This is a genomic window from Exiguobacterium sp. SH5S4, assembly GCF_004337045.1.
Classification (GTDB): domain Bacteria; phylum Bacillota; class Bacilli; order Exiguobacteriales; family Exiguobacteriaceae; genus Exiguobacterium; species Exiguobacterium aurantiacum_A.
This window is the reverse complement of sequence record NZ_SJUQ01000012.1, coordinates 49622-71479: the sequence shown is the minus strand read 5'-3', so window position 1 is coordinate 71479 and position 21858 is coordinate 49622. Positions and strand designations below refer to the sequence as shown.

Annotated in this window: 13 protein-coding genes; 4 read left to right on the top strand and 9 right to left on the bottom strand. The window is 54.7% G+C overall.

Going from position 1 to position 21858, the window contains the following annotated elements:
• The first annotated feature begins 227 nt into the window (after positions 1-227).
• The 4 genes from EVJ32_RS08450 (at position 228) to EVJ32_RS08435 (ending at position 5934) form a co-directional block, all read left to right on the top strand.
• A complete protein-coding gene (locus EVJ32_RS08450) occupies positions 228-1220 on the top strand; it encodes an MsnO8 family LLM class oxidoreductase (RefSeq protein WP_131457876.1) in 993 nt (330 codons plus the stop codon).
• A 207-nt stretch (positions 1221-1427) separates the two neighbouring features.
• Positions 1428-4619 carry an EAL domain-containing protein gene (locus tag EVJ32_RS08445; RefSeq protein WP_131457875.1) on the top strand — a complete coding sequence of 1064 codons (3192 nt, stop codon included), beginning with the start codon at positions 1428-1430 and terminating at the stop codon, positions 4617-4619.
• Between the two features lie 17 nt (positions 4620-4636).
• Complete coding sequence (locus EVJ32_RS08440; RefSeq protein WP_131457874.1) at positions 4637-5497, top strand: MBL fold metallo-hydrolase; 861 nt, start codon at positions 4637-4639, stop codon at positions 5495-5497.
• Entirely contained in the window at positions 5497-5934 is a 438-nt protein-coding gene (locus EVJ32_RS08435; protein ID WP_236636096.1) for a GNAT family N-acetyltransferase, read from the top strand. Before EVJ32_RS08440 ends, EVJ32_RS08435 begins: the two co-directional genes overlap by 1 nt.
• A 28-nt stretch (positions 5935-5962) precedes the next feature.
• Here EVJ32_RS08435 and guaC read toward each other — a convergent pair whose 3' ends face one another.
• The 9 genes from guaC to EVJ32_RS08390 form a co-directional block, all read right to left on the bottom strand.
• On the bottom strand, positions 5963-6946 hold the full coding sequence (gene guaC / locus EVJ32_RS08430) for a GMP reductase (RefSeq protein WP_131457872.1): 984 nt from the start codon (positions 6944-6946) through the stop codon (positions 5963-5965).
• Between the two features lie 202 nt (positions 6947-7148).
• Positions 7149-9203, bottom strand: coding sequence for a PAS domain S-box protein (locus EVJ32_RS08425; RefSeq protein WP_131457871.1), 2055 nt, complete (start codon positions 9201-9203; stop codon positions 7149-7151).
• A gap of 105 nt (positions 9204-9308) precedes the next feature.
• Positions 9309-10493: an MFS transporter gene (locus EVJ32_RS08420; RefSeq protein WP_131457870.1), complete on the bottom strand. Its 1185-nt coding sequence runs from the start codon at positions 10491-10493 to the stop codon at positions 9309-9311.
• Between the two features lie 140 nt (positions 10494-10633).
• On the bottom strand, positions 10634-11890 hold the full coding sequence (locus EVJ32_RS08415) for an MFS transporter (RefSeq protein ID WP_070328033.1): 1257 nt from the start codon (positions 11888-11890) through the stop codon (positions 10634-10636).
• A gap of 126 nt (positions 11891-12016) precedes the next feature.
• Positions 12017-14026: a catalase gene (locus EVJ32_RS08410; RefSeq protein WP_131457869.1), complete on the bottom strand. Its 2010-nt coding sequence runs from the start codon at positions 14024-14026 to the stop codon at positions 12017-12019.
• 110 nt (positions 14027-14136) lie between these two features.
• On the bottom strand, positions 14137-16221 hold the full coding sequence (locus tag EVJ32_RS08405) for a heparinase II/III family protein (RefSeq protein ID WP_131457868.1): 2085 nt from the start codon (positions 16219-16221) through the stop codon (positions 14137-14139).
• A gap of 102 nt (positions 16222-16323) precedes the next feature.
• A complete protein-coding gene (locus EVJ32_RS08400) occupies positions 16324-16974 on the bottom strand; it encodes a hypothetical protein (protein WP_131457867.1) in 651 nt (216 codons plus the stop codon).
• Between the two features lie 51 nt (positions 16975-17025).
• The gene (locus EVJ32_RS08395) at positions 17026-18231 is read right to left on the bottom strand and encodes an NAD(P)/FAD-dependent oxidoreductase (protein ID WP_131457866.1); all 1206 of its coding nucleotides are present in this window, start codon (positions 18229-18231) and stop codon (positions 17026-17028) included.
• 98 nt (positions 18232-18329) lie between these two features.
• On the bottom strand, positions 18330-21836 hold the full coding sequence (locus EVJ32_RS08390) for a chitobiase/beta-hexosaminidase C-terminal domain-containing protein (RefSeq protein WP_131457865.1): 3507 nt from the start codon (positions 21834-21836) through the stop codon (positions 18330-18332).
• Between the last annotated feature and the right edge of the window lie 22 nt (positions 21837-21858).

The following is a 21858-nucleotide window of genomic DNA, read 5'->3' as shown; positions in this document are numbered from 1 at the left end:
ATGTCCCCATCATGCGTTTCGTGATTTGCTATGAAGGAATCGCATCTTCTCGTTCATTATAAAGAAGGGGTTACGTGCCTAGCAACAATCCGTTGTAATTTTCTGAAAAAAGACAGCGTCACGATGAGCGGACTATTCGTATTGTCAAGTCGACTTTAGTATGATGACGGCGAGTCTTACAAATTCGAGATGTTCAACATATATACTATAAGGAGTGGATGATAACGATGAGATTAAGCGTCCTCGATCAAGCGCCGGTGACGTCCGGCCATACGTCAGAACATGCATTACAGAGCGCCGTCGAACTCGCCCAAGTGGCAGAAGAGCTAGGGTATTACCGGATGTGGATGGCTGAACACCACGGTGGCATGTCGTTCGCGAGTTCGGCCCCGGAAGTCATCGCGGCCTATATCGCTGCGAAGACGGAACGAATTCGTCTTGGGTCGGGCGGCATCATGATGATGCACTATTCGCCGCTCAAGATGGCCGAAGTGTTCAAGACGCTGAGCGCACTCGCACCAGGTCGAATCGACTTTGGGGTCGGCCGGGCCCCGGGTGGCGACGCCAACGCCATCTACGCGATGTCGCAAGGACAGAAGCCGATGATGGACGGACTATATGAGAAATTGCAGACGACACTCCAACTGATCAACGATGAGACGCCGGAAGAACGGTGGTACAAAACGACGCCGGCCGCACCGACCGGGGTGACGCTCCCTGAGGCTTGGCTGCTCGGGTCAAGCGGCAACAGCGCCGTCCAAGCCGGCCGCATGGGCGTCGGCTACTCGTTCGCCCAATTTTTTAACGGGGAACTGAGCAAAGACACGCTCGACACGTACCGGCATCACTTCACACCGTCAGCGTTCATGGAGAAGCCTGAAATCAATGTCACGTATCTCGTGACGACGGCCGAAACGGAGGAAGAGGCGGAATATTTGGCGCGTCCGTCCGACTTGTCACGCCTATTCCTGATGAGAGGGCAGCTGCGTCAACTGCTCAGCCCGGAAGCGGCCAACGATTACCCGCTCACCGAAGTCGACAAGATTCACATCGCCAACAACCGGGCCATCCATCTCGTCGGGACGCCAAAACAGATCGCGGCGCAATTGCAGGACGAGTCCGTGCAGTATGGCTTTGACGAGGCGATGATTTGCAGTATCCAACATACGCAAGCACAGCGGTTGAACGTCTACCGTCTGCTCGCGAAAGAACTCCTCTGACTAAATGCTCCTTCTCGTGACGGGAAGGAGCATGTTGGGATCCAAGCAACTGTACGGTTCACCTCACTTTTCATCTAAACTCATTTACCTATACCCGATTTTTTTAGCTATTTCCAAAAATACTTTCCCTTTTTTTGAACGGTTTTATGAACAAGTCGGCGTAAAAGTTCTAAACTAAAAGAAATGGAGATTGTATGGAGGTAAAGTATGCAACAGATGAAGGCCGATCCACATTATTTGTTTGATGTATTCGTTCGCTTGTATCGAATGGTCTTTTTGATGGAAGTGACGCCGAAAGGGTATCGTTACGTCCGTGTCAGTGAGCAAGGGAAGCGCGCGTCGTCGCTTCCGGACGATGTGAGCGGTCGCTATTTGCACGAGATGTATGCCCCGAACGTCGCGAACGAGTTGATTTTGCACTATGATGTGGTCGTTTCGTCTCGTGAGCCGGTCTATTTCATGTCAAAGATGAACATAGAAGCTAACACCGCACGCTTCGCCTCATCCATGCTCATGCCGCTCGAGGACGACACTGGAGAAGTGCGCTACGTTCTCGGTTTGACGACCGACTTGTCGGAAGATGCGGAGATGAAGCTACTCAGCAGCATCGAGAACATCGATTATTTGACGGGCATGCCGAACTTGATGAAGGTGAAGCTCGAGCTTGAAAAACTGTTCGCCAAACGAGAGCGTGAGGAAGCGACGAGCGTCATGCGCTTCCATATCAACCGTTTTAAGATCATCCTGTCGCTCCAAGGGGTGGAGCGATCGCAACGTTTAATCAAAGAGATGACCCGTCACTTATCTGACTTGCTGCCGAAAGGCTCAATCATCGGTCGCGTCGACGGGGAAGATTTCATCGCCGTACTGCCGCATACCTCGATCGAGACGGCATACATGCACGGGGAACGTTTACTGACGACGATCGCGGATTACACATACCATGTCGCCGAGACCGAGTTCACCCTGTCCGGCTGTCTCGGCATCAGTTCTGGCAGTGAAGACGCCGACCAAGTGATCATGAACGCATCGACGGCGTTGCTCGAAGCAAGGCAAGCCGGTAAACAGATGATTAAAGTGTATGAGAAAGACGATTATATGCAGCACTACATCGACGAGATGACGATCGAGATGGAGCTTCATAAAGGATTGAAGGCAGGCGAACTCGGCGTCGTCTATCAGCCGAAAGTAGACTGTCGGAATGGCACCGTCCATTTCGAGGCGCTCGTCCGCTGGAAGAATACGGTGCTCGGAAACATTTCACCTGAAACATTCATCAAAATCGCGGAAAAGTCACTGTTGATCGAGGACATCACTGAGTTCGTGTTCGAACGCGTCTGCCGCGACTTGAGCGATCGACCCGGGTTGTTCAACGGCCGCCGTGTCGCGGTCAACTTGTCCCCGGTCTTGTTCCGTCAAGACTACGTCCGAAGCAATCTGATTCCGCTGCTTACGGCGTATGGCCTCTCAGCTGATCAGTTCGAGTTTGAGATCACGGAACATACGCTCATGCAGGAACCGCTCATCGGGATCCAGACAGTCGACTACTTGAAAGCGGCGGGATTCCACATCTTGATTGATGACTTCGGCGTCAGCTATTCGTCACTCAACTATTTGAAGATGTTCGACATCGACGGCATCAAGATCGACCGGTCGTTCATCAGTCAGCTCGATAAAGACAACGGATTAAAAGAATATGAGATCGTCAAACTGATCGTCGCACTCGCTAAAAAATTGAACTTAGCAGTCACGGCGGAAGGCGTCGAGACGGAAGCGCAGTACCGCGCGATCCAGCGGCTCGGATGCGACGACGTGCAAGGCTATTTCTTCAGCCGGCCGCTCTCGCTCTCTAACCTCGAGCCGGCACTTGAGACACTCGTCTGTCAATACGAGGCGCTGCGGTTAGACGGCTCGGACCGGTCCAAGTTAGAGGTGCGGTTCGATGAGACGGAGGCCGAGCGATTGAAAACAATCCTTCGGCTCGAAATTTTAGATACCCCGCGGGAAGAACGGTACGATCGCATCAGCCGACTCGTCGCGAAGACGCTCGGGATGCCGATCGCGCTCATCTCGATCCTGACAACGGACCGGCAGTGGATCAAATCGTGCCAAGGCACCGATCTCGAAAGTCCCCACATCGATCGGAAATGGACGCTATGTGACCGCGTCGTGACCGGCCGGGGACCACTCGTGATCGAAGACGTCAAAACCGCGGAGGCGTTGAGTGAAAATCCGTTGCTCGAAGGGATCGGCTTTTATGCGGGTGTGCCGCTTATGACGAGAAGCGGACACGTCATCGGAACGCTCTGCGTCACCGACGGAGTGCCCCGCTCGTTCGAGCATGAGGCGGTGCAGACGCTTGAAGATTTTGCGCGTTGGGTGATGGCCGAAATCGAATTGACCGAACAGGCACGTGCTCAAGAGCGGCGTCAACAGACACTCGAGTCGCTGTACGAGGTGACGGCCATCCAAGCCCCGTTTGCTGACAAGCTGAAGCGAATCCAAGAAGTGCTCAGGGAGTGGATCGGTTATTCGCATGCCGTCATCTTCTCGACAGAATCACGCCAGCGCGTCCTGTCCGCCGATGGGGATGCCTGGATCGATTGGACGGACGAGCGCCTGCAGCACGTTCATGCGCTGACGACGGTCGGGCATCAAAAATTGAAACGTTCGGAGCTCGTCCTCGAAGGGGTCGAATTCGCATCGATGATCAGCTTGCCGTTATCAAACGAAGGCAAGACGTTCGGATGGGTCGTCTTCCTGGCGGAGCAGGGCAGTTTAAACGATGTCGCCGATGCGGTGGCAATCCACGAGATGACGGACACGATCTTACTCGTGACCCGTTGGATGGAGAACGAGATTCGCCGAGAACGTAAACATCAGGAAGTGATCGAGCTCATCACAAAAGACGGGCTGACTAAATTGCCGAACCGTCACTCGCTCATGACGGACTTGAGACAGACGATGAATCGGAAACGGCCGGTGGCGCTCCTGTTCATCGATTTGGATGATTTCAAGCGAATCAACGATACGCACGGTCATCTCGTCGGCGATGAAGTGCTCGTCGAAGTGGCGAAACGTATCGGATCGTTCAGTCACATGCATGCAGGGAAAGCGTACCGGTTTGCCGGGGATGAGTTTTTGATTGTCATCGAGACAGGTCCGGAATCGCTTGAAGAAGCCGTTTTTGACCAACTATCGACCGTGATTTCCCGGGAAATCACGGTCGGGGACGGATTGGCGCTACATCTCTCGGCCAGTATTGGTGTCGCATATTCTGACGCTAGTTTGTCTTCCCTCGACACGCTCATCCATCATTCGGATGCGGCGATGTATATCGCTAAAAACGGTGGCGGGGACGGCTACTATATTTATGATTCGTATCAAGAAAACAAGTGAAAGAAAGGAGGGGGCTCATGCAGACGTTAAAACGCTACTCAGACCGCTTTTGGTATATGACGCCCGTTAGTGAGACGGACCGGCCAATCATCGGCGCGGTCGTCGGGGACACCCATACGCTCATGATCGATGCGGGCAATTCCGAGGCCCACGCGAACTTATTTTTAGACGCCTTGGCCGAGCGGGGGATCAGCCGTCCCTCGCTCGTCGCGTTGACGCACTGGCACTGGGACCACATCTTCGGTCTGTCGGCGTTACCAGATACCGTCTCGGTCGCAAGTAGGGCGACGAAAGCGAGGATGGAGCGTCTCATGCCATACAACTGGGACGACAAGTCGCTCGATGAACGCGTCGAGAGCGGCATCGAGATCGCCTTTTGTGCGGAGGCGATCCGGCTCGAGTTCGGGGACACCCGCTCGATGCAAGTCGTCCTACCGACCGTGACGTTCGACGACACATTGACGCTCGACCTCGGTGGCGTCCACGTCTTGTTGAAACACGTCGGGGGCGATCATACGGCCGACGCGATCGTCGCCTATATCCCGGAAGAGAAAGTGCTGTTTTTAGGGGACGCGCTATATGCGAACTTGTATGCCCCGTCTTGGCGGATGACGGCCGGGGAGACGCTACGGTTGTTGAGCGTCCTCGACACGTTCGAGGCCGAGGCGTACGTCTGGTCGCACGGTCAAGTGGCGACGCGGGCGGAGTATGAGAAAGACCGTGATACGTTACGGATTCTAGCGCGAATCAGCCTCGATTTCCCGGGAAATAAAGAGTTGATAACGGCTCAATACGAACGCTTGACCGGTCGTCTGGTTGACGAAGAAGAGCAAGAACTGATCACGTTTTTTGTGAACGGGTCAGGTGGTGAAGCGTGATGGACATCATCCGCATCCGTGAAGACGACGAGGCGTTCCAACAGTTTTTGACGAGTCGGTTGCGTGCGTTCAACGATGTTCATTCAGCGCATCACCGGGCGATCCGCAATGCCGACGTCCCGGTCGTCCAGTTGAAAGTGGAGCGTGACGGTCAAGTGATAGCCGGACTGTTCGGTAGCGTCTACTGGGGCTGGTTCGACCTTGACCGGTTATGGGTCGACTCCAACCATGCCGGTGAGCGGATTGGGACACGACTTCTCGAGGAAGGTGAGCGTCATGCCCGCGCACTCGGCGCCACGCAAGTAAAGCTGACGACATTTTCGTTTCAGGCGAAAGCGTTTTATGAACGTTTCGGCTACGAGGTGGCCGGCGTCATCCACGACTATCCCCCGGGCTCTGACTACTACATGATGACGAAACGTTTGACCGATGCATGAAAAAGGCGACTCGCGCGAGTCGCCTTTTTCAGTACACTTTATCCCCGTTGAAGATTGAGTTTTTCACCATGACGTAATCGACGGTACGTAACGCGTCGAGATTGTTCCCACCCGAGTATGAGATGGCCGACTGGAGGTCTTGCTCCATCTCGGTCAACGTGTCTTGAAGCGCCCCTTTGTGCTCGACGAACACTTTCTTGCCTTCGACGTTTTTCCGTTCCCCTTTTTGGAATTCAGAAGCCGACCCGAAGTATTCTTTGAGCAGTTTCCCGTCCTGCTCGAACGTCTCCCCCGGAGACTCGTCGTGACCGGCGAACAGTGAGCCGATCATGACCATCGACGCCCCGAAACGGACCGATTTGGCGATGTCGCCGTGCGTGCGGATGCCCCCATCCGCGATGATCGGTTTCGTCGCCGCCTTGGCACACCAGCGGAGCGCGGCGAGTTGCCAACCGCCTGTCCCGAAGCCGGTCTTGATTTTCGTGATGCACACTTTGCCCGGTCCGATGCCGACTTTCGTCGCGTCCGCCCCGGCATGCTCGAGCTCACGGACCGCTTCCGGTGTCCCGACGTTCCCGGCGATGACGAACGAGCCCGGAAGATGCTGTTTGATGTGTTGGATCATCCGGATGACCGCGTTCGAATGACCGTGTGCGATGTCGATCGTGATGAATTCTGGTGTATGTCCCGCTTCGGCGAGCTGTTCGACGAACCGATACTCGTCTTCTTTCACGCCGACACTGATTGACGCGTACAGGCCACGTCCGTGCATGTCTTCGATGAATCGTAGCCGCGTTTCCGGATTGAACCGATGCATGATGTAGAAGTAGCCGTTCTCAGCGAGCGAGAGCGCCACCTTCTCATCGATGATCGTCTGCATGTTCGCCGGGACGACCGGAAGGCGGAACGTGAGGCCGCCGAGCGTGACGCTCGCGTCACATTCTGACCGACTATCGACGACACATTTTGCCGGAATCAATTGAATATCTTCATAATCAAACACTTTATCCATCGTTTGCACCCCTATTTACGAACATTTTAATTGAGTTGTCTAGAAATACTTCGCCCATTCGGTAATGTAACGCATTTTTTGATGAAAGTCAAAGGGATGTAGCGAAAAAATGTATATTTTCAATACAATAACGTTATTTATAGTCTTAATGTTCGTGTTTAGGTTAAGAGTGTTAATGTTTCACGTGAAAAAAGACCGCTAGTCAGCGGTCTTGAAACATCACATATCGGTTGCGGCCGTTCGACTTGGCTTCATAAAGTGCGAGATCGGCTTGCTTGAGCAATCGTTTCTTTGTCATGCCTGATTGGTAACGAGCGACACCGACACTCGACGTCGTGACGAACGTGTGGCCTTCGATCTGCCACGGGTGCTGGAGCGAAGCGATCAGCTTGTCGGCGACCCGGTCAGGTGCTGACAAATCGGTATAGCGGATCAATACAGAGAACTCGTCGCCGCCGAAGCGGGCGATCACGTCTTGTTTCCGTAGCGCCTGGGTGAGACGGAGTGAGAACTGTCGCAGCAGCTCGTCACCGACGTCATGTCCGAGCGTGTCGTTGATCTGTTTGAAATGATCGATATCGAGCGAGAGGATGGCCAGCTCCTCGCCGTCCTCTTCGACCCTCGAGAGTGCCTCTTCTAAGTAAGCCAAGAAGTAACGGCGGTTCGGGAGCTCGGTCAGCGTATCGTGGTAGGCTAAGTGTTTTAGTTGTTTCTCGAGTACTTTACGCTGCATGATCTCACGGGTGACCGTTAAATAGTGCAGCAACGTCGCTTCTTCATAGATAGCCTGAATTTTCGTCTCGAGCCAAATCCATCTGCCATCGTGGTGTAGGTGACGAAACTCGAGAGTGAGCGGCTCACTGCCAGCCATCATCGCTTTGAGCTGTTGTCTCGTCGGCGTGACGTCTTCCGGGTGGATGAAGTCGAGCGTATTCTTACCTTCGTAAACCGCAGGCGCATAGCCGAGGACGCTCTGGTGGGACGGCGAGGCGTAGCGGACACGGCCGTCGCGCTCGAGGATACAGACGAGGTCACTCATGTTTTCCGTGATCAGCCGGTACTGGGTCTCACTTTGGCGTAACGCCCGTTCCATCTCTCGTTTCTCGGTCATATCACGCAGGACGGTCATCACAGCGGTCGCCCCTTCATAATCAATCAATAGACTGCCGATATCTATGTGTAAGTGCTGACCGGACGGCGTGACAAGGACGATTTCCGTGTCTTGGACAGGATCACCGAGCTGCAAGGCAGAAAGGCGTTTCCTCGTCGCCTCATGGTATTCGGCAGCGATATATGTAAAGATGGATTCGCTCTCGATATACGTCTCCCCGATCGTCTCTAACGCCACGGCGTTCGCATATAAAATCAGGCCGTCTTTATGGACGATGATCCCTTCTGGAATCGTCTCGATGAGCTGGCGATAGCGTCGTTCGCTCTCTTGTAAAGCTCGTTCGGCGGTCTTCTCCGGCGTATGGTCGATGATGATGGCGAACAGGCCGGTGATGTTGCCGCCGATTTCGATCGGGATGTTCAAGACGGCGAGGTCGAGCGCTTCACCCGTCTTTTGATGCGCCGTGACCCCGTACTTGTGGGGCTTTCCGGATAAGGCGAACTGGAGTCCTTCGCAGACGAGCGGTTGTTCCGAGTCCGGCAGCCAGTCGAGGAACGAACGGTTGATGAAGTCGGCCTCGCAATAGCCGGTGATGTTTGTGACGGCAGGATTGATCGACTTGACCCGAAGTTCGGGGTCGAGCACGAAAATGCCGTGGGGCGAGTAGCGGCGCAACGACTCATGCTGGTCACGTAAAATCGATAGCTCGAGCTCACGCCGTTTCCGCTCCGTCACTTCCCGAACGACCGAGATGACGTGGGTGCAGGCACCGGATTCGTCAAATACCGGCGTCACTTCCGACTCGAAATAATGAAGCGGCAACAAGATCACATCTTGGTACTCGAGTGTTTCTGAGTAGAACGAATCAGCGAGGCGGCAGTCTTCATAGACGATGCTCTTTCGTGCGCGAATCGCCTCGTCATAATGGTGGGTGATGAGTGCGGCTGTCTCGGCCGGAACCATGTCGCCGACACACTTTCCGACGTCAGCGTCTGTCCAACCGATGGCCTGCTTCCCCGGCTCGTTCACAAATACATAGCGATAGGTGGAACCGTCCACTTCCATGAAGAACACAAAATCCGAGATTTTGTCGAACGTCTGGAGCAGGATGGAAGAATGGTGTTGGATCGTCTGGTCGGCGCGCATAATGTCCCTCATTTCAGTCGAATTTTTGACACGTCATTCTTATATTACAACATTCATAAAAAGATGTGTGAACATTCCAAAAAAGACAGGACTGTGAAAGTCCTGTCAGGCAGCTTGTTTGAGACGGTCCCGTTCTTGGCGGCCGTTCATCACGTAATACAAGAAAATCGTGAAGGCGACGACCCCGGCGAGCAACAGATAGATGGTAGAGAAACCGGTCAGCGGGATGAGTAGCCCGATGAAGTAGGGACCGAAACCGAGCCCGGCGTCGAGGGCGATGAAGAACGTCGACGTCGCCATCCCCATCCGTCCAGGTGAGGCCGCCTTGACGGCGATGGCCTGTGTACCGGACTGGATATTGCCGAAGCCGAGCCCGATCAACGCGCCGGCGAGTAAAAGGCCCAAAGCGCTCGTCGCTTGGCTAAGGACGAGCAGCCCGACCGCGAAGATGAAGATGGCCGGATACATGACGACGTTGGCGCCACGCGCGTCCATGAGCCGTCCCGTGATCGGGCGCGACAACAGGACGGAAATCGAATAGACGAGGAAGAAGACGCTCGCCGCTTCGACGAGGTCGAGTTCGGTCGCGTAAAAGTTGATGTAAGACAAGACGCTCGAAAAGCTGAGCGCGGCGATCACGATGATGAGCGCGATCGGTAACGCCTTCGGCTCGACGAACGCCTTAAGTGACAACCCGCGAACGATTTCCGGATTGTCGGCCTCGGGAACGGTGACGAACAAGGCGCTCACTAAACTGACGACGCCGACGACGAGACAAGCGATAAAGATGGTCGAGAAACTCGTATATTGGCTCATCAGCAAGCCGACGAACGGGCCGATGGCGGTGGCGAGCGTCGAGCTCATGCTGTAGTACCCGATACCTTCACCTTTTCTCGCTCCGGGAATGATCTGTGCGACGATCGTGCCGGTCGCTGTGCTCGATAAACCCATGCCGAGACCGTGCACGAAGCGGGTGAACAGTAGGAAGCCGACGCCGAGGTCGACGAAATAGAGCAGGATCGTGGCCGTGAAGAAGGTCAGCCCGATCAACAGCGTCTTGCGCCGTCCGATCGAATCGATCAATCGTCCGATGAACAGCCGGCCGACGAGCGTACCGATGATGAAGATCCCGGTCACGAGACCGGCCTCACTTGTCGTCGCGCCGTACGTCGAAACGGCGTGGACACCGATCGTTACCATGAGCAGGAAAAAGATGAGCGTCAAGAAGAAGTTGACGAGTGAGATGATGAGGAAGTCTTTCGTCCATAATTTTTGTGCGGTCAATTGCATCGGCGATGAGGCCTCCTTATTTGTTTGAACCTAAATAGTTAGTAAACATAACTAAAGGAGTATAGCAAATTGATGAGAGCTTGTCAGAGACGACGCATTGTGCACGAAAAACCGATTCGCGTGAGCGGATCGGTTTTTCATTAGATCAAGTGGCGGCGGTACCAGAGGACGATCGGTACGAGAACGAGTGAAACGATCCCACCGAGCAGTGATAGCGTCAAATAGCTCGACTGGGAGGCGATGATACCGGACAGCATGCCGCCCGAGGCGCCGGACAAGGCGATCCAGACGTCGACCGATCCTTGCGTCTTCGCTCTCGTCTCGGGTGTCGTCGCATCGACCAAGATGGCCGTCCCACTGATGAGACCAAAGTTCCAACCGACACCGAGCAAGACGAGACCGACGATCAACAAGAACAGCGAGTCGGCCGGTGCGAACGCCGCGACGACGCCTGCGAAGAATAACGTCACCCCAGAAGCGATGGCCATGATTTCACGGCCGACTTTGTCGACGAGCACGCCGGTCACGAGCGAGGGTAAATACATCGCACCGATATGGAAGCCGATGACGAGACCGACCGCGCTCAGTTCATGGCCGTGCTGCCGCATGTGGACAGGTGTCATCGTCATGATGGCGACCATGACGATTTGGCTGAGCACCATGACGAAAGCACCTACGTACACGCCAAGACGAGAGTGGACTTCTTCGGGTTGACGTTGCGTCGCGTCTGTCGATTGCTTCCGTTTCGATTCGATGGCTCGGGCGACGAGGAGCGGGTCAGGGTTCAAAAACACGATCAAGATGAGACCGGCCACGAAGTAGGCGGCTCCCGCGAGTAAAAACGGACCAGAAAGCGTCGGGATGCCGATGGCGTCAGCAACCCGCCCCATCGGTTCGACCAAGTTCGGTCCGGCGACGGCACCGAACGTCGTCGATACCATGGCGATACTGACCGCGGTCGCCCGTTCGGTCGCATTCGCCAAATCCGTTCCGGCGTAACGGGCCTGGAGGTTACTCGCCGTCCCGGCCCCGTAAATGAGGAGCGACACGAACAAGAGCGGTACGCTCTCGAACGCGGCGGCAAAGATGACACCGAACGCACCGAGGGATCCCGTCAAGAACCCGGTCGCGAGTCCGAACCGGCGTCCGACCCGTTGCGATATCATCCCGATCAGAAACGCGGCGCCGGCAGAGCCGAGCGTGAACAGCGCCGTCGGTACACCCGCATACGCATCGGTCCCGAGCAGGTCGCGGGCGAGGAGCGCCCCGACGGTTATGCCTGCGGCGAGGCCGGCACCCCCGAAAATTTGAGACAGCACGACGACGAACAACGTCCGTTTATACAGACGGCGTTGTTGCTCGGTGTCGGTCACATATGAATCAATCTTATTTCGCATGACACGATTCCTCCTCCATCAACTTATACCCCACCTAGTATAACGTTTGCAGGCGTGGAAAAGAAGGGTGGACAAAAAAGGACTCGACTCGAAAATACCGAGTTGAGTCCTTCCGTTCGTGAATCGTCAAGCGCGGTCCCAGAACCGGGCTTTGGCAATCCCGTCGATGAACGTGTCGAATCCGTCGAGACTGTGCTGTTTGAACGTGTAGACGCCAGGTTGGTCCGTCTTGACGCGGCACTGATCGAGCACTGAATCATCGTGTAAGTGCAAAGCGAGCGGCTTGAAGTGTTTATACGTGTTCTCGATAAACTCGAGGACGTCGTCTTCGACCGAACTCGCGGCGCTGACGAGGAAAGCGGCGTCGAACAGGCTCGAGTCGACCGTATCGTACGTCTCTTTCACTTTGAGGTCACCGAGCGTGTACGATTTCTTCCCGACGAGGCTATAGTTCACTTTTTTGTCGGCGAGCGCTTGGACCCACGCCTTCACTTGCGCGGCATCGACATCACCGGCGAGAAGGACGGCGACGCTCTTCGTATCCGGTTTCGAGATCGTGTCCGCCATGCTGAGGGCAGGCGATGTTTTGTCCGAGACGACTTCGTTGTTCTCGGCAGGCAGTGCGACGCCTAAGTTGTCGGCGACGACCGAGGCGAGGTGACGGTCGATCCGGTTCAACAAGTCGACGGCGTTTTCTTTCACCATGTCTGATTCACACTTGCCGAGCTCGAAGCTGTAGGCGTCTTGAATGTGCTGCTTTTCGACCGGGGTCATGCTGTTGTAGAACATTTTGGCTTGTGAGTAGAAGTCGAGGAAGCTGTCGCTGCGGCCACGGACTTTGTGACCATCGACTTTCTCTTGGTAATGCTCAAATCCACCTTGGTCGACCGGCACCGGTGCTGGCTGATTGTTGTTGAGCGCGTTTTTATGGTAGCTCGTCTGGCCTTTGTGGACCGACATTTGATGCATGCCGTCGCGTTGATTGTTATGGAACGGACAGACCGGTTTGTTGATCGGGATCTGATGGAAGTTCGGTCCGCCGAGACGTGATAGCTGTGTATCTGTGTAGGAGAACAAGCGCCCTTGCAGGAGCGGGTCGTTCGAGAAGTCGATGCCGGGAACGATGTGCCCTGGATGGAATGCGACCTGTTCGGTCTCGGCGAAGAAGTTATCGACGTTCCGGTTGAGCGTCATCTTCCCGACAAGTTTGACCGGGATCTCTTCTTCCGGCCACAGTTTGGTCGGATCGAGAATATCGAAGTCGAACTTGAACTCGTCTTCGACTGGGATCATCTGCAGTCCGAGTTCCCATTCCGGGTAGTCGCCTTTATCGATCGCCTCATACAAGTCGACGCGGTGGAAGTCGGCGTTTTTCCCGACGGCCTTTTGCGCCTCGTCCCACACTTGCGAGTGGACACCGAGCTTCGGTTTCCAATGGAACTTGACGAAATGGGCTTTCCCTTCCTTGTTGACGAGTCGGAACGTGTGAACGCCGAACCCTTCCATCATGCGCAGGCTGCGCGGGATGCCGCGGTCGCTCATCGCCCACATCACGTGGTGAGCCGCCTCATGATTTTGGCCGACGAAATCCCAGAACGTGTCGTGGGCACTCCCGCCTTGCGGCACTTCCGTGTGCGGTTCAGGTTTCACCGCGTGGACGAGGTCCGGGAATTTGATGGCGTCTTGGATGAAGAAGACCGGCATATTGTTTCCGACGAGGTCATAGTTGCCTTCGTCCGTATAAAACTTCGTCGCAAAACCACGGACGTCGCGGACGGTGTCCCCGGAACCGCGTGAACCTTGAACCGTCGAGAAGCGGACGAAGACAGGCGTCACTTTCGCAGGATCGTTCAGGAAATCCGCTTTCGTATAGTCGGCGAGCGATTCGTATACTTGGAATTCACCGTGGGCACCGACGCCGCGCGCGTGAACGATCCGTTCCGGAATCCGTTCATGGTCAAAGTGCGTCATTTTTTCACGGAAGTGGAAATCTTCGATGAGCGTTGGTCCCCGAAGTCCCGCTTTGAGCGAGAACTCATCCTCCGCCATCTTCAGTCCTTGGTTCGTCGTCAGTCCTGCTGCTTGTTCATTGTCGATCGTATGTTGTTTCAACTGTTCTTCTTTTTTATTCCCCATCATGTTGCCTCCCCATAAGTATGCTCTCCCGACGTAAGCCGTGATTGACCTACTGTACGGTTTTTCCCTAACGCTACGAGAAGAAACCCCCATTTTAAAATGGGGGTCGGTTAGCGCAGCATCGACAACGTCTTCGTCGTTCCATCTGATAAGGTGTATCGGACGATATAGTGGCGGGAGGTCGTCTCCATTTTGTAGGAACTGATTTTCGTCGGTTTTTCCCCGATGTGAAGGAGTGTCAAGTACGTCACACCTTTCCCGCGCTTTGTTGTCGCGACTTGATTTCGTTGTTGCCAATCGTAATCGCGGTACGAGACGTGACTCGACCCGACGGCGAGTTTTGGAATCGAGCCGACCTCAAGTTGCAGGAGATGGAGCGAGCGGCCAGTCGCGTCTTTGAAGTAAGCGTATCGACTGCCACTCGCCACCCGGTGCAATCCGACACCGAGATGGAACCGCTGGACGAACGATTCGGTCACCGGACTCGTGACCCGGTCATAGACGAGCACCGTCCCGTCACGGTCATAGGCGAGACGCCGAGTGTGCGACATGCCGTTCCCGATCAATTGGCTCGTCGCGGAAGCCGTCCACTGAATCGAGGAGGTCCCGACCGACGTGATCTGGCTTCGTCGCAAGTTGCTCGGGATCAATCGGAAGCTTTGCCCGGCAACGTGAACCGTATTGTGAGCAGCGGCTTGGAGCACGACGTTCCGTTCAGGACGCTTCGTGTACGCATAACGTCCGCTCTCGACTAGGAAATCGCGGCCGTAACCGTACAAGTCGATGGACAGGTCGTCAGCATGTTTATGGATGTTGCTATGGTAACCAGCCGTCATCGTCACTTGGACGGCGTCTTGGAACGGTCCGGAGCGTCCTCCCCAATGTTGCCTGAAGAATGCGTATTGATTGGACAGTCGGCCTGCCTTGACCGTAGGCTGCACTCCGGCCTTACCTCCCGTCATCGCATAGAGGAGGTGGGGATACCGTTCAATGTAAGGGATGGCGTCCGTTCGGTGGGTGATGGACGGTGTGTCGCCGAACATCGGCAACGTGCCGTTCGGTTTGAGCATATACGTGAGCGCCACCGGCATGTCTTTCACGTCACGCATTCGACTCGACAGCGCAAAGCGGTTCGCCGACGCCCAATCATTGAAGCGGGCGAGTGTGTCATATAGATAGATTTGATAGTAGGGTGAGTGTTCGAGATGGACGCCGTCCGCACTCAAACTATGGTTCAGTTGTCTCGTCAGTCGGGTCGTGGCAAGCCCTCGCCAAGCCGCAGAGCGGTCAAAGGATCGATGCGTCTCGGCAACGGCCGAGAGCGCCATGTCTTGAAAGATACCGTGGTTGTTATTCGGTTTATAAAAGCTCGTCTTCGCCAAGAGCGTCGCGTGTTCATAAAGTGTTTTCGCAAACAGTTGTGAGAACGCTGGGTCAGTATTGACACGCGATGTCCGGAATACGTTCCAAAAATTGAGCAAATGGAACGTACGGATCGCGGTACCGTGGTCATGGTAAGGCCATGGGTGGCGCGTATAGGCTGAAATCGGATATTGCTTCGTCCAGCTCGAGATGATTCGCTTCCCGTAACGGAGATACTCATCTTGTCCGGTGGCGGCGTAAGCTTGCGTCAGTTGGTTAAGTGTCGTGAAATAGTGAATTTGAAACTTGAATGAGTTTGAATCGACGTTTGGGACGTACTTGTCGAATCGATATGTATCAATATTTGGGACGCGCAACTGATAGGGTGGTGATGGGATATACCAATTCCCCTTTATGGCGGCGTTGGCTCGGGCGATGGCAGTCGAGTCTTTCAGCTTGTCGTAATAGTAGGGGATGTGTCCGCGCGTCAGCGTCCTCATGTATTCGTGAATAAGCCGTGTGTTTGCCGAGTCCGCAATCGCGGTTAACGATAGGTTCGTCGAAATCAGTTTTCCATCTTGCTTCCTTACGTACCAGGTCGTTCTTCCGTCAACGAGGCGATAGTAGGCACCCGATGTCGTGACGGCTCGAAATATTTTCGTGCTTTTTAGCGTCGTCTTCGGGATGAGTGTCTTGCCTGAAAATTGATAAAGTATGGTGCCGGCGGAGACGCTTACTTGATATGGGGCTGGCGTCGCAGCTTCGACGTTTTCGGGTGAAATACTAATGTTGATCAGGAGCAATAAAACCAAGACGATAACGGAGCGTCTCATAAAGTGTCGTCCTTTCTGGAGCACGATTCAGCAAAAAATCCCTGCCCCATACAGTTAGCCGTTGGGGGAGGGAAGTCCTGCTTGTTTAGTGAACGAAAGGTGTCACAACGCTGCCCAAACGCTCTGCTTCAAGACGATATGCTGCACTTTTTCAGGCTCGAGATCGTATTTCGTCGAGATGGTCCGGGTCACTTTTGCTTTCAAATCAGGGTCGTTGGATTGTTTCGCCTCGTAAATCTTGTTCCACTCTTCCCAGACACGTACCTCGCCTTCAGATAGTTGGCCGGTCCATTCCTTCTCGCGAAGTTGCCAACCGAACACCATGTCGTCGTAGTCGCCGGCCTCGACCGTCTCGGCGAGCGACCAGTCGCCTCCTGGCGCGTAGACGGCCTGACCGAGGGGAGAGTCCGTGCCAATATACGCCTCGTGATCATAAAAACGGATCAACGCGGCTTGGAACGTGTCTCGTTCGGTCACGTCACGCATGACGTCATGGCTGATGGACTGGAGCGTCTCGACGTCAGGACGTCCGTGGACGACGACATCGTATTCATAGCGGACCGCGTCATCTTCATGTATCGGTTTGCTCGCTTCAATCGTATAAGTTGCTTCGTGCTGAGACATCTGCTCGGTTTTGTCTTTCTGTTTCGGCGGGTCATTCGGCCACACGTAAGCGGTGAACGCGATGGCAGGGACGAGCAGCAGCGCTCGTCTCAGACGATATACCCACTTCGGTTTTCGTTTCGATTTCATGGTTATCACTTCCAATCTTATGTATGAAAAAATCCCCTGATCGCCAGGGGATTAACGCGTCCGATCTAATCGTACGAGCCGTGCATCCGAATTGTCGATGCCGCGCACTAAATCACTCAAGATTTTAGAACCTAACATGCTGTAAACCGTACCGTTACCGCCATACCCGAGCAGGTAGAACAGGTTTTTCCGGTCCGGGTGTTCCCCGATGAAGGGCAGGTGGTCGATTGATTCACCGAACAGAGCTGCCCAAGCGTATTCGACTGTCAAATCGTACATCGGGAACAGCGCCGCGACTTCTTGGCGAATCCGCTCGGCCCGATTACGGATGAGCGCGTCACTATGAGGTGTCTCTGGTTTTTCCTCGTCGAGGCCACCAGCGATGATCCGGCCATCGACCGTCGTCCGCAAGTAGAGGTAAGGACGCTTCGTCTCCCAAATGAGCGCCTGTCCGTCCCAATCCTTGAAATCCTTGATTGGATTCGTCGCGATGGCGTAGGAACGGTTGAGCTCGATGCGATGGGTGTCGAGCAGTGGTGCCGGCCCGTAACCGGTCGCGAAGATGACGTGTCCAGCTTTGAACGTCCCGTCTGGCGTCAAGACGAGCCAGACGTCTCCGTCAGGTACGACCTCCGTCACGTCCGTCTCCTCGAAAATCGGAACGTCGTTCATCGATAGGTGGCGAACGACTTGGCGGCTGAGCGTGAGCGGGTTGACTTCAGCATCGCCTTTTGTGATCAGTGCGGCCGGTTTATCAAATGGGAACCGGTCTTGGAGTGCCGTTTGATCAAGCCATTCAGCGTCAAACCCGTGCTTGGTGAGCATCTCATATTCACGTTTCAGTTTGGAGACATCTGCCTCCTCGCTCGCGAAGCAAAGGCTGTCGCGTCGGATGTAGACGTCTTTTGCATCGACGGTCTCGGCGACCTCGTCGAGCGCATCGACCGCCTCCCTACATAATTTATAGAAGCGGACGGCATCGACTTCCCCGATCTGATCAGCGAGCTCATGCAACATGATGTCGTTTGAATACTGGATGAGCCCAGTGTTCGCCGCCGTGCTTCCGGCTCCGACTTTCCCTTTGTCGAGGACGGCGAAGTCGATGCCGTCCTTATAAAGCGTGTAAGCCGTCAATGTGCCGGACATGCCGGCTCCGATGACGAGCACGTCGTACTGTTCTTTTTGGATCGGTTTTTGTAAGACGATCTGTTCCGACTCAGTGATTGGCCAATATAAGTTCCCGTTGTGCATTTCCATGACGTCATCCTCCGATAATCAGCATCTTCTTCTTAATCCCCGAATTTTGAGATTGAAAACGCAAAAAACCGCAGACGAGATGTCTGCGGTCGAATTCATTATTTTTTGACGACGACTGTTTTAGTAGACGCGCCTTTCGTATACGTGATGCGTTTGACGTTCTCGGCACCACGAATTTCCGCAAGGTTCGTCCCGTCGACGATGACTTCTTTGACGGTCGCGCCTTTAAAGTCGATGATGGCACCGGCTTGTTTCGGCTTCACTTGAACGACGACGTTTTTGAGCGGGTCACCCGTCAATTCCGTGTAAACGCCACGCACGAAGATGCCGTTCTTGAAGTTCGTCCCTTTACCGATCGTCACGCCGATGAAGTCGTCTTGAAGGACAAGACGGGCAGCCTTATTGTTCTCGACCGTGTAGCGTTTCACGTCGACAACGGGTTCCGGTGTGAGGTCGATTTGCGCGAGGACCGGATCGTGGTCACTGGCCCGGCCCGACATCTCTGTGAAGTCGGCGTTGACGTGGATCATATCGATCTCGGTCGTTGCCGCTAAACGGTTCGACACGAGGATGTGGTCGAGCACTTGCGAGTTCCCTTGGTAGACGTAAGAGTAACGGTCGACGGCAGGGACTTTCTCGACCATGTTCGTCATCAAGTCACCTTTGAAGATTTGAAGCGCGTCCGAGAACTCGAAGTCGTTGAAGTCACCGAGGGCGACGACGTTCGCATCCGGGTTATCGGCTTTCACGTCCGCTACGAAGTTGTGGACGAGTTGTGCGATTTTTTTCCGTTGCACTTCACTGCCGAGCACGACCGGCTGTTGTGAACCGAAGAAGCCGGTGTCGCCGCCTTTTGAATTCCAGTGGTTGGCGATGACGACGACGTTCTCGCCTTGGAAGTCGAACTGGGCCGCGAGCGGCTTACGTGAGCTGTTGAATGCTGGGTCGAGTGGCGCGATTCGGCCCGGGTTATGTGTCAATTTTCCGTTTTCGTAACCGACAGCCGTTGTCGCGTCACCGGCAGGGATGCCTTCCGTGAGCGAGACGCGCTCCGGATTGTACAAGAAGCCGACACGAATGTTGGCGTTCGGTGCGCCGCCATCTTGATTGTTCTCCGGATCGATGTTGACGTACTTGTACGACTTGCCTCCGATTGAGACGATATCATCGATCAAGCGTTGATAGCTTTGGTCAGCTGCAGCATCTCCTGTGCTTTGACCGTTGTTGTCTTGAACTTCGGTCACGCCGATGATGTCCGGGTTGTTCAACTCTTCGACGAACGCTTTCGCCAGTTTGAGCGCCTTCTCGTCCGACGTCTCCTTCACGTTGTTCGAGAAGTTCTCGAGGTTGTAAGAAGCGATCGTCAACTTGTCTTCTTCTGCCTCGATGAATGTCGTCTCACGCTTGGCATCACCTTTGACGAAGGCAGCTTTCATCTCATCGAGACCTGCTTGAATTTTGTAGTTTCCATATGAATAACCGACGACACCGACGATCGGTCCGTTGAAACGGTCACCGGTCGCGACATCGAACTCACGCGCTTCTGCGTTCGGTTCGAGACGGAACTGGATCCGTTCCGGGTTGGCGTCGTCTTTTTTGAGGAGCACGCCGCCGTTGAACGTCTCGGTCGGTGTCCCTTCGAGAACGGTCACGAGATCGCCGTACTGCTGCGGCGACACCGATTTGAGATTTCCGGTCTCGACGCGCATCCCTTCCAAGCTTTCCCAGAAATCGATGGCGCCTTTGTCTGGATTGAAGACGGCGAGGGCGTCGCTGTCGATAAACTCGTTCGGTAAGTTCGACTCGTCAATCTTCACTGGCGTCGGGAGTGTGACGCCACTCTTCACGACATCGACTTGTCCGTTGCGTGTATCGATTTGTGTCATCAACATATCTGTCCGTTGGCGATCGCTATAGCCTTCGACCGCATACTCGCTGACGACACCTTTCACGCTGACGAGGTCTCCGACTTGAATGCCGGCGATCGAACGGCCGCCATACAAGATGATGCCTTCTGACGTGCGTGCGTCTTGGTCTGCTTCCATGTCCGGTGTTTGAATGTAGTAATACGTCGTTCCCATCGAGACGAACGTGTACGTGACGATTCCTTCGACGCCTTCGACCGTTTGGCCGTTCATCGGTGACGTATGGCTCGCGCCTTGGATGTCGTGGATGCGGATCTTATCCGTGATCTTATAGTCGTACGTCGTCACGGCGCTGAACGCATCGCCTGACTTGACGGCGACTTTGAGCGTCTTCGTCGTTTCGACACGGACTGGATTTGTATAACGTGTCCCGTTCACTTTCGGGTCTGACCCGTCGAGCGTGTAATAGATCTCAGCGCCCGCAGTCGTCGTCGAAAGCGTCACGTCTTGAGGTCCGACGAACGTGCCGGCGCCTGGCTTCGCTGTCGCAGGGCGGAGGACAGATGCGTCAATGACCGTGTCAGACGTGTCGCGCGGAATGATTTGATAGGCATCATCGAACTGTTGAACGATCCCGGTGATTGATGAGTAATTGACGTCTGTCTGTAAGTCGAGACTGCCGCGCTCGTCGCGGATGATAAACTCTTTCGTCCCGTCTGTCGCCGTCAAGTTTTGGCCGCTGCCTGAGAGTGTGACGTTGTTCACGGTGACGAGTTCAGACTCGACGTCTTCGTTGACTTGATCGCCCGTGACGACTTGTGCGGTCGGTACGTTTGACGTTTGTTTCGAGACGACGACGGCGCTGTTCAATTGAAGGAGTTCACGATATGAACCGACGACACCCGTGACGACGACTTCGTCACCGACGTTGACGGCGAGCGAAGTCGGTCGGACCGATAGGCCGCCAGTCGCGTCTTGGATTGAAATCGTATTGGCGAGTTTTGCCGTGACGACACCTTTAATCGTGACCGTCTCGCCTTCAGCTTTCGTGCGGGCATCATTGATCGAGATTGGTGTCACTGGTGCCGGTGGTTCTTCCGACCCGCCATCCCCATACTCGACACCTTGGAACGTGTGCTTACCGAGATCCGTGAACGAATCGGTCGGGAGCGAGGTCCATTCGGTGGCCGGATCGAACGCATCCGTACCGTTAGCATCTCCGGTCGTGACCGTATCTTTACGAATCAACGTCTGGTCAGCGGTTGCGACGCTTGTTCCCCATTTTGTGCCCGGGTCGACACCGATTTGACCGAAGACGTCGAGCACAGTGTCACCTTTTTTCAAGACGAGCGTGTCATCACCGTTAAAATTCGTCACACCGCTCGTCGCATTTGATTTTGCCTTGAGCGCCTCACTCGCACTGCCGTTGACGATGACATACGTGCCACCCGGTTGCAGGGTCCCCGTCAAGTTGAGCGTCGTTCCAGGAGCCGTCCCGCCGTTTGAATACAGTTCGAGCTTGTAGGCAGAGAGGTCGATGGCTGAATCGGTTCCGTTGAACAATTCAATCGCTTTGTTGTTGCTTGATCCTTCAATATACTCCGAGATGAATAAGTCTGCTGCGTTCAACGTTTCGGCTTGTACGTTTGCCGCGATCGGCGTCATGCTGCTGACGATCAGTCCGGCTGATAAAGCGAGGCCGGTCATTTGTTTGAGTGAACGTGCTTTTGGTTTCCCCATGTTGTAGTCTCCCTTTGGTATG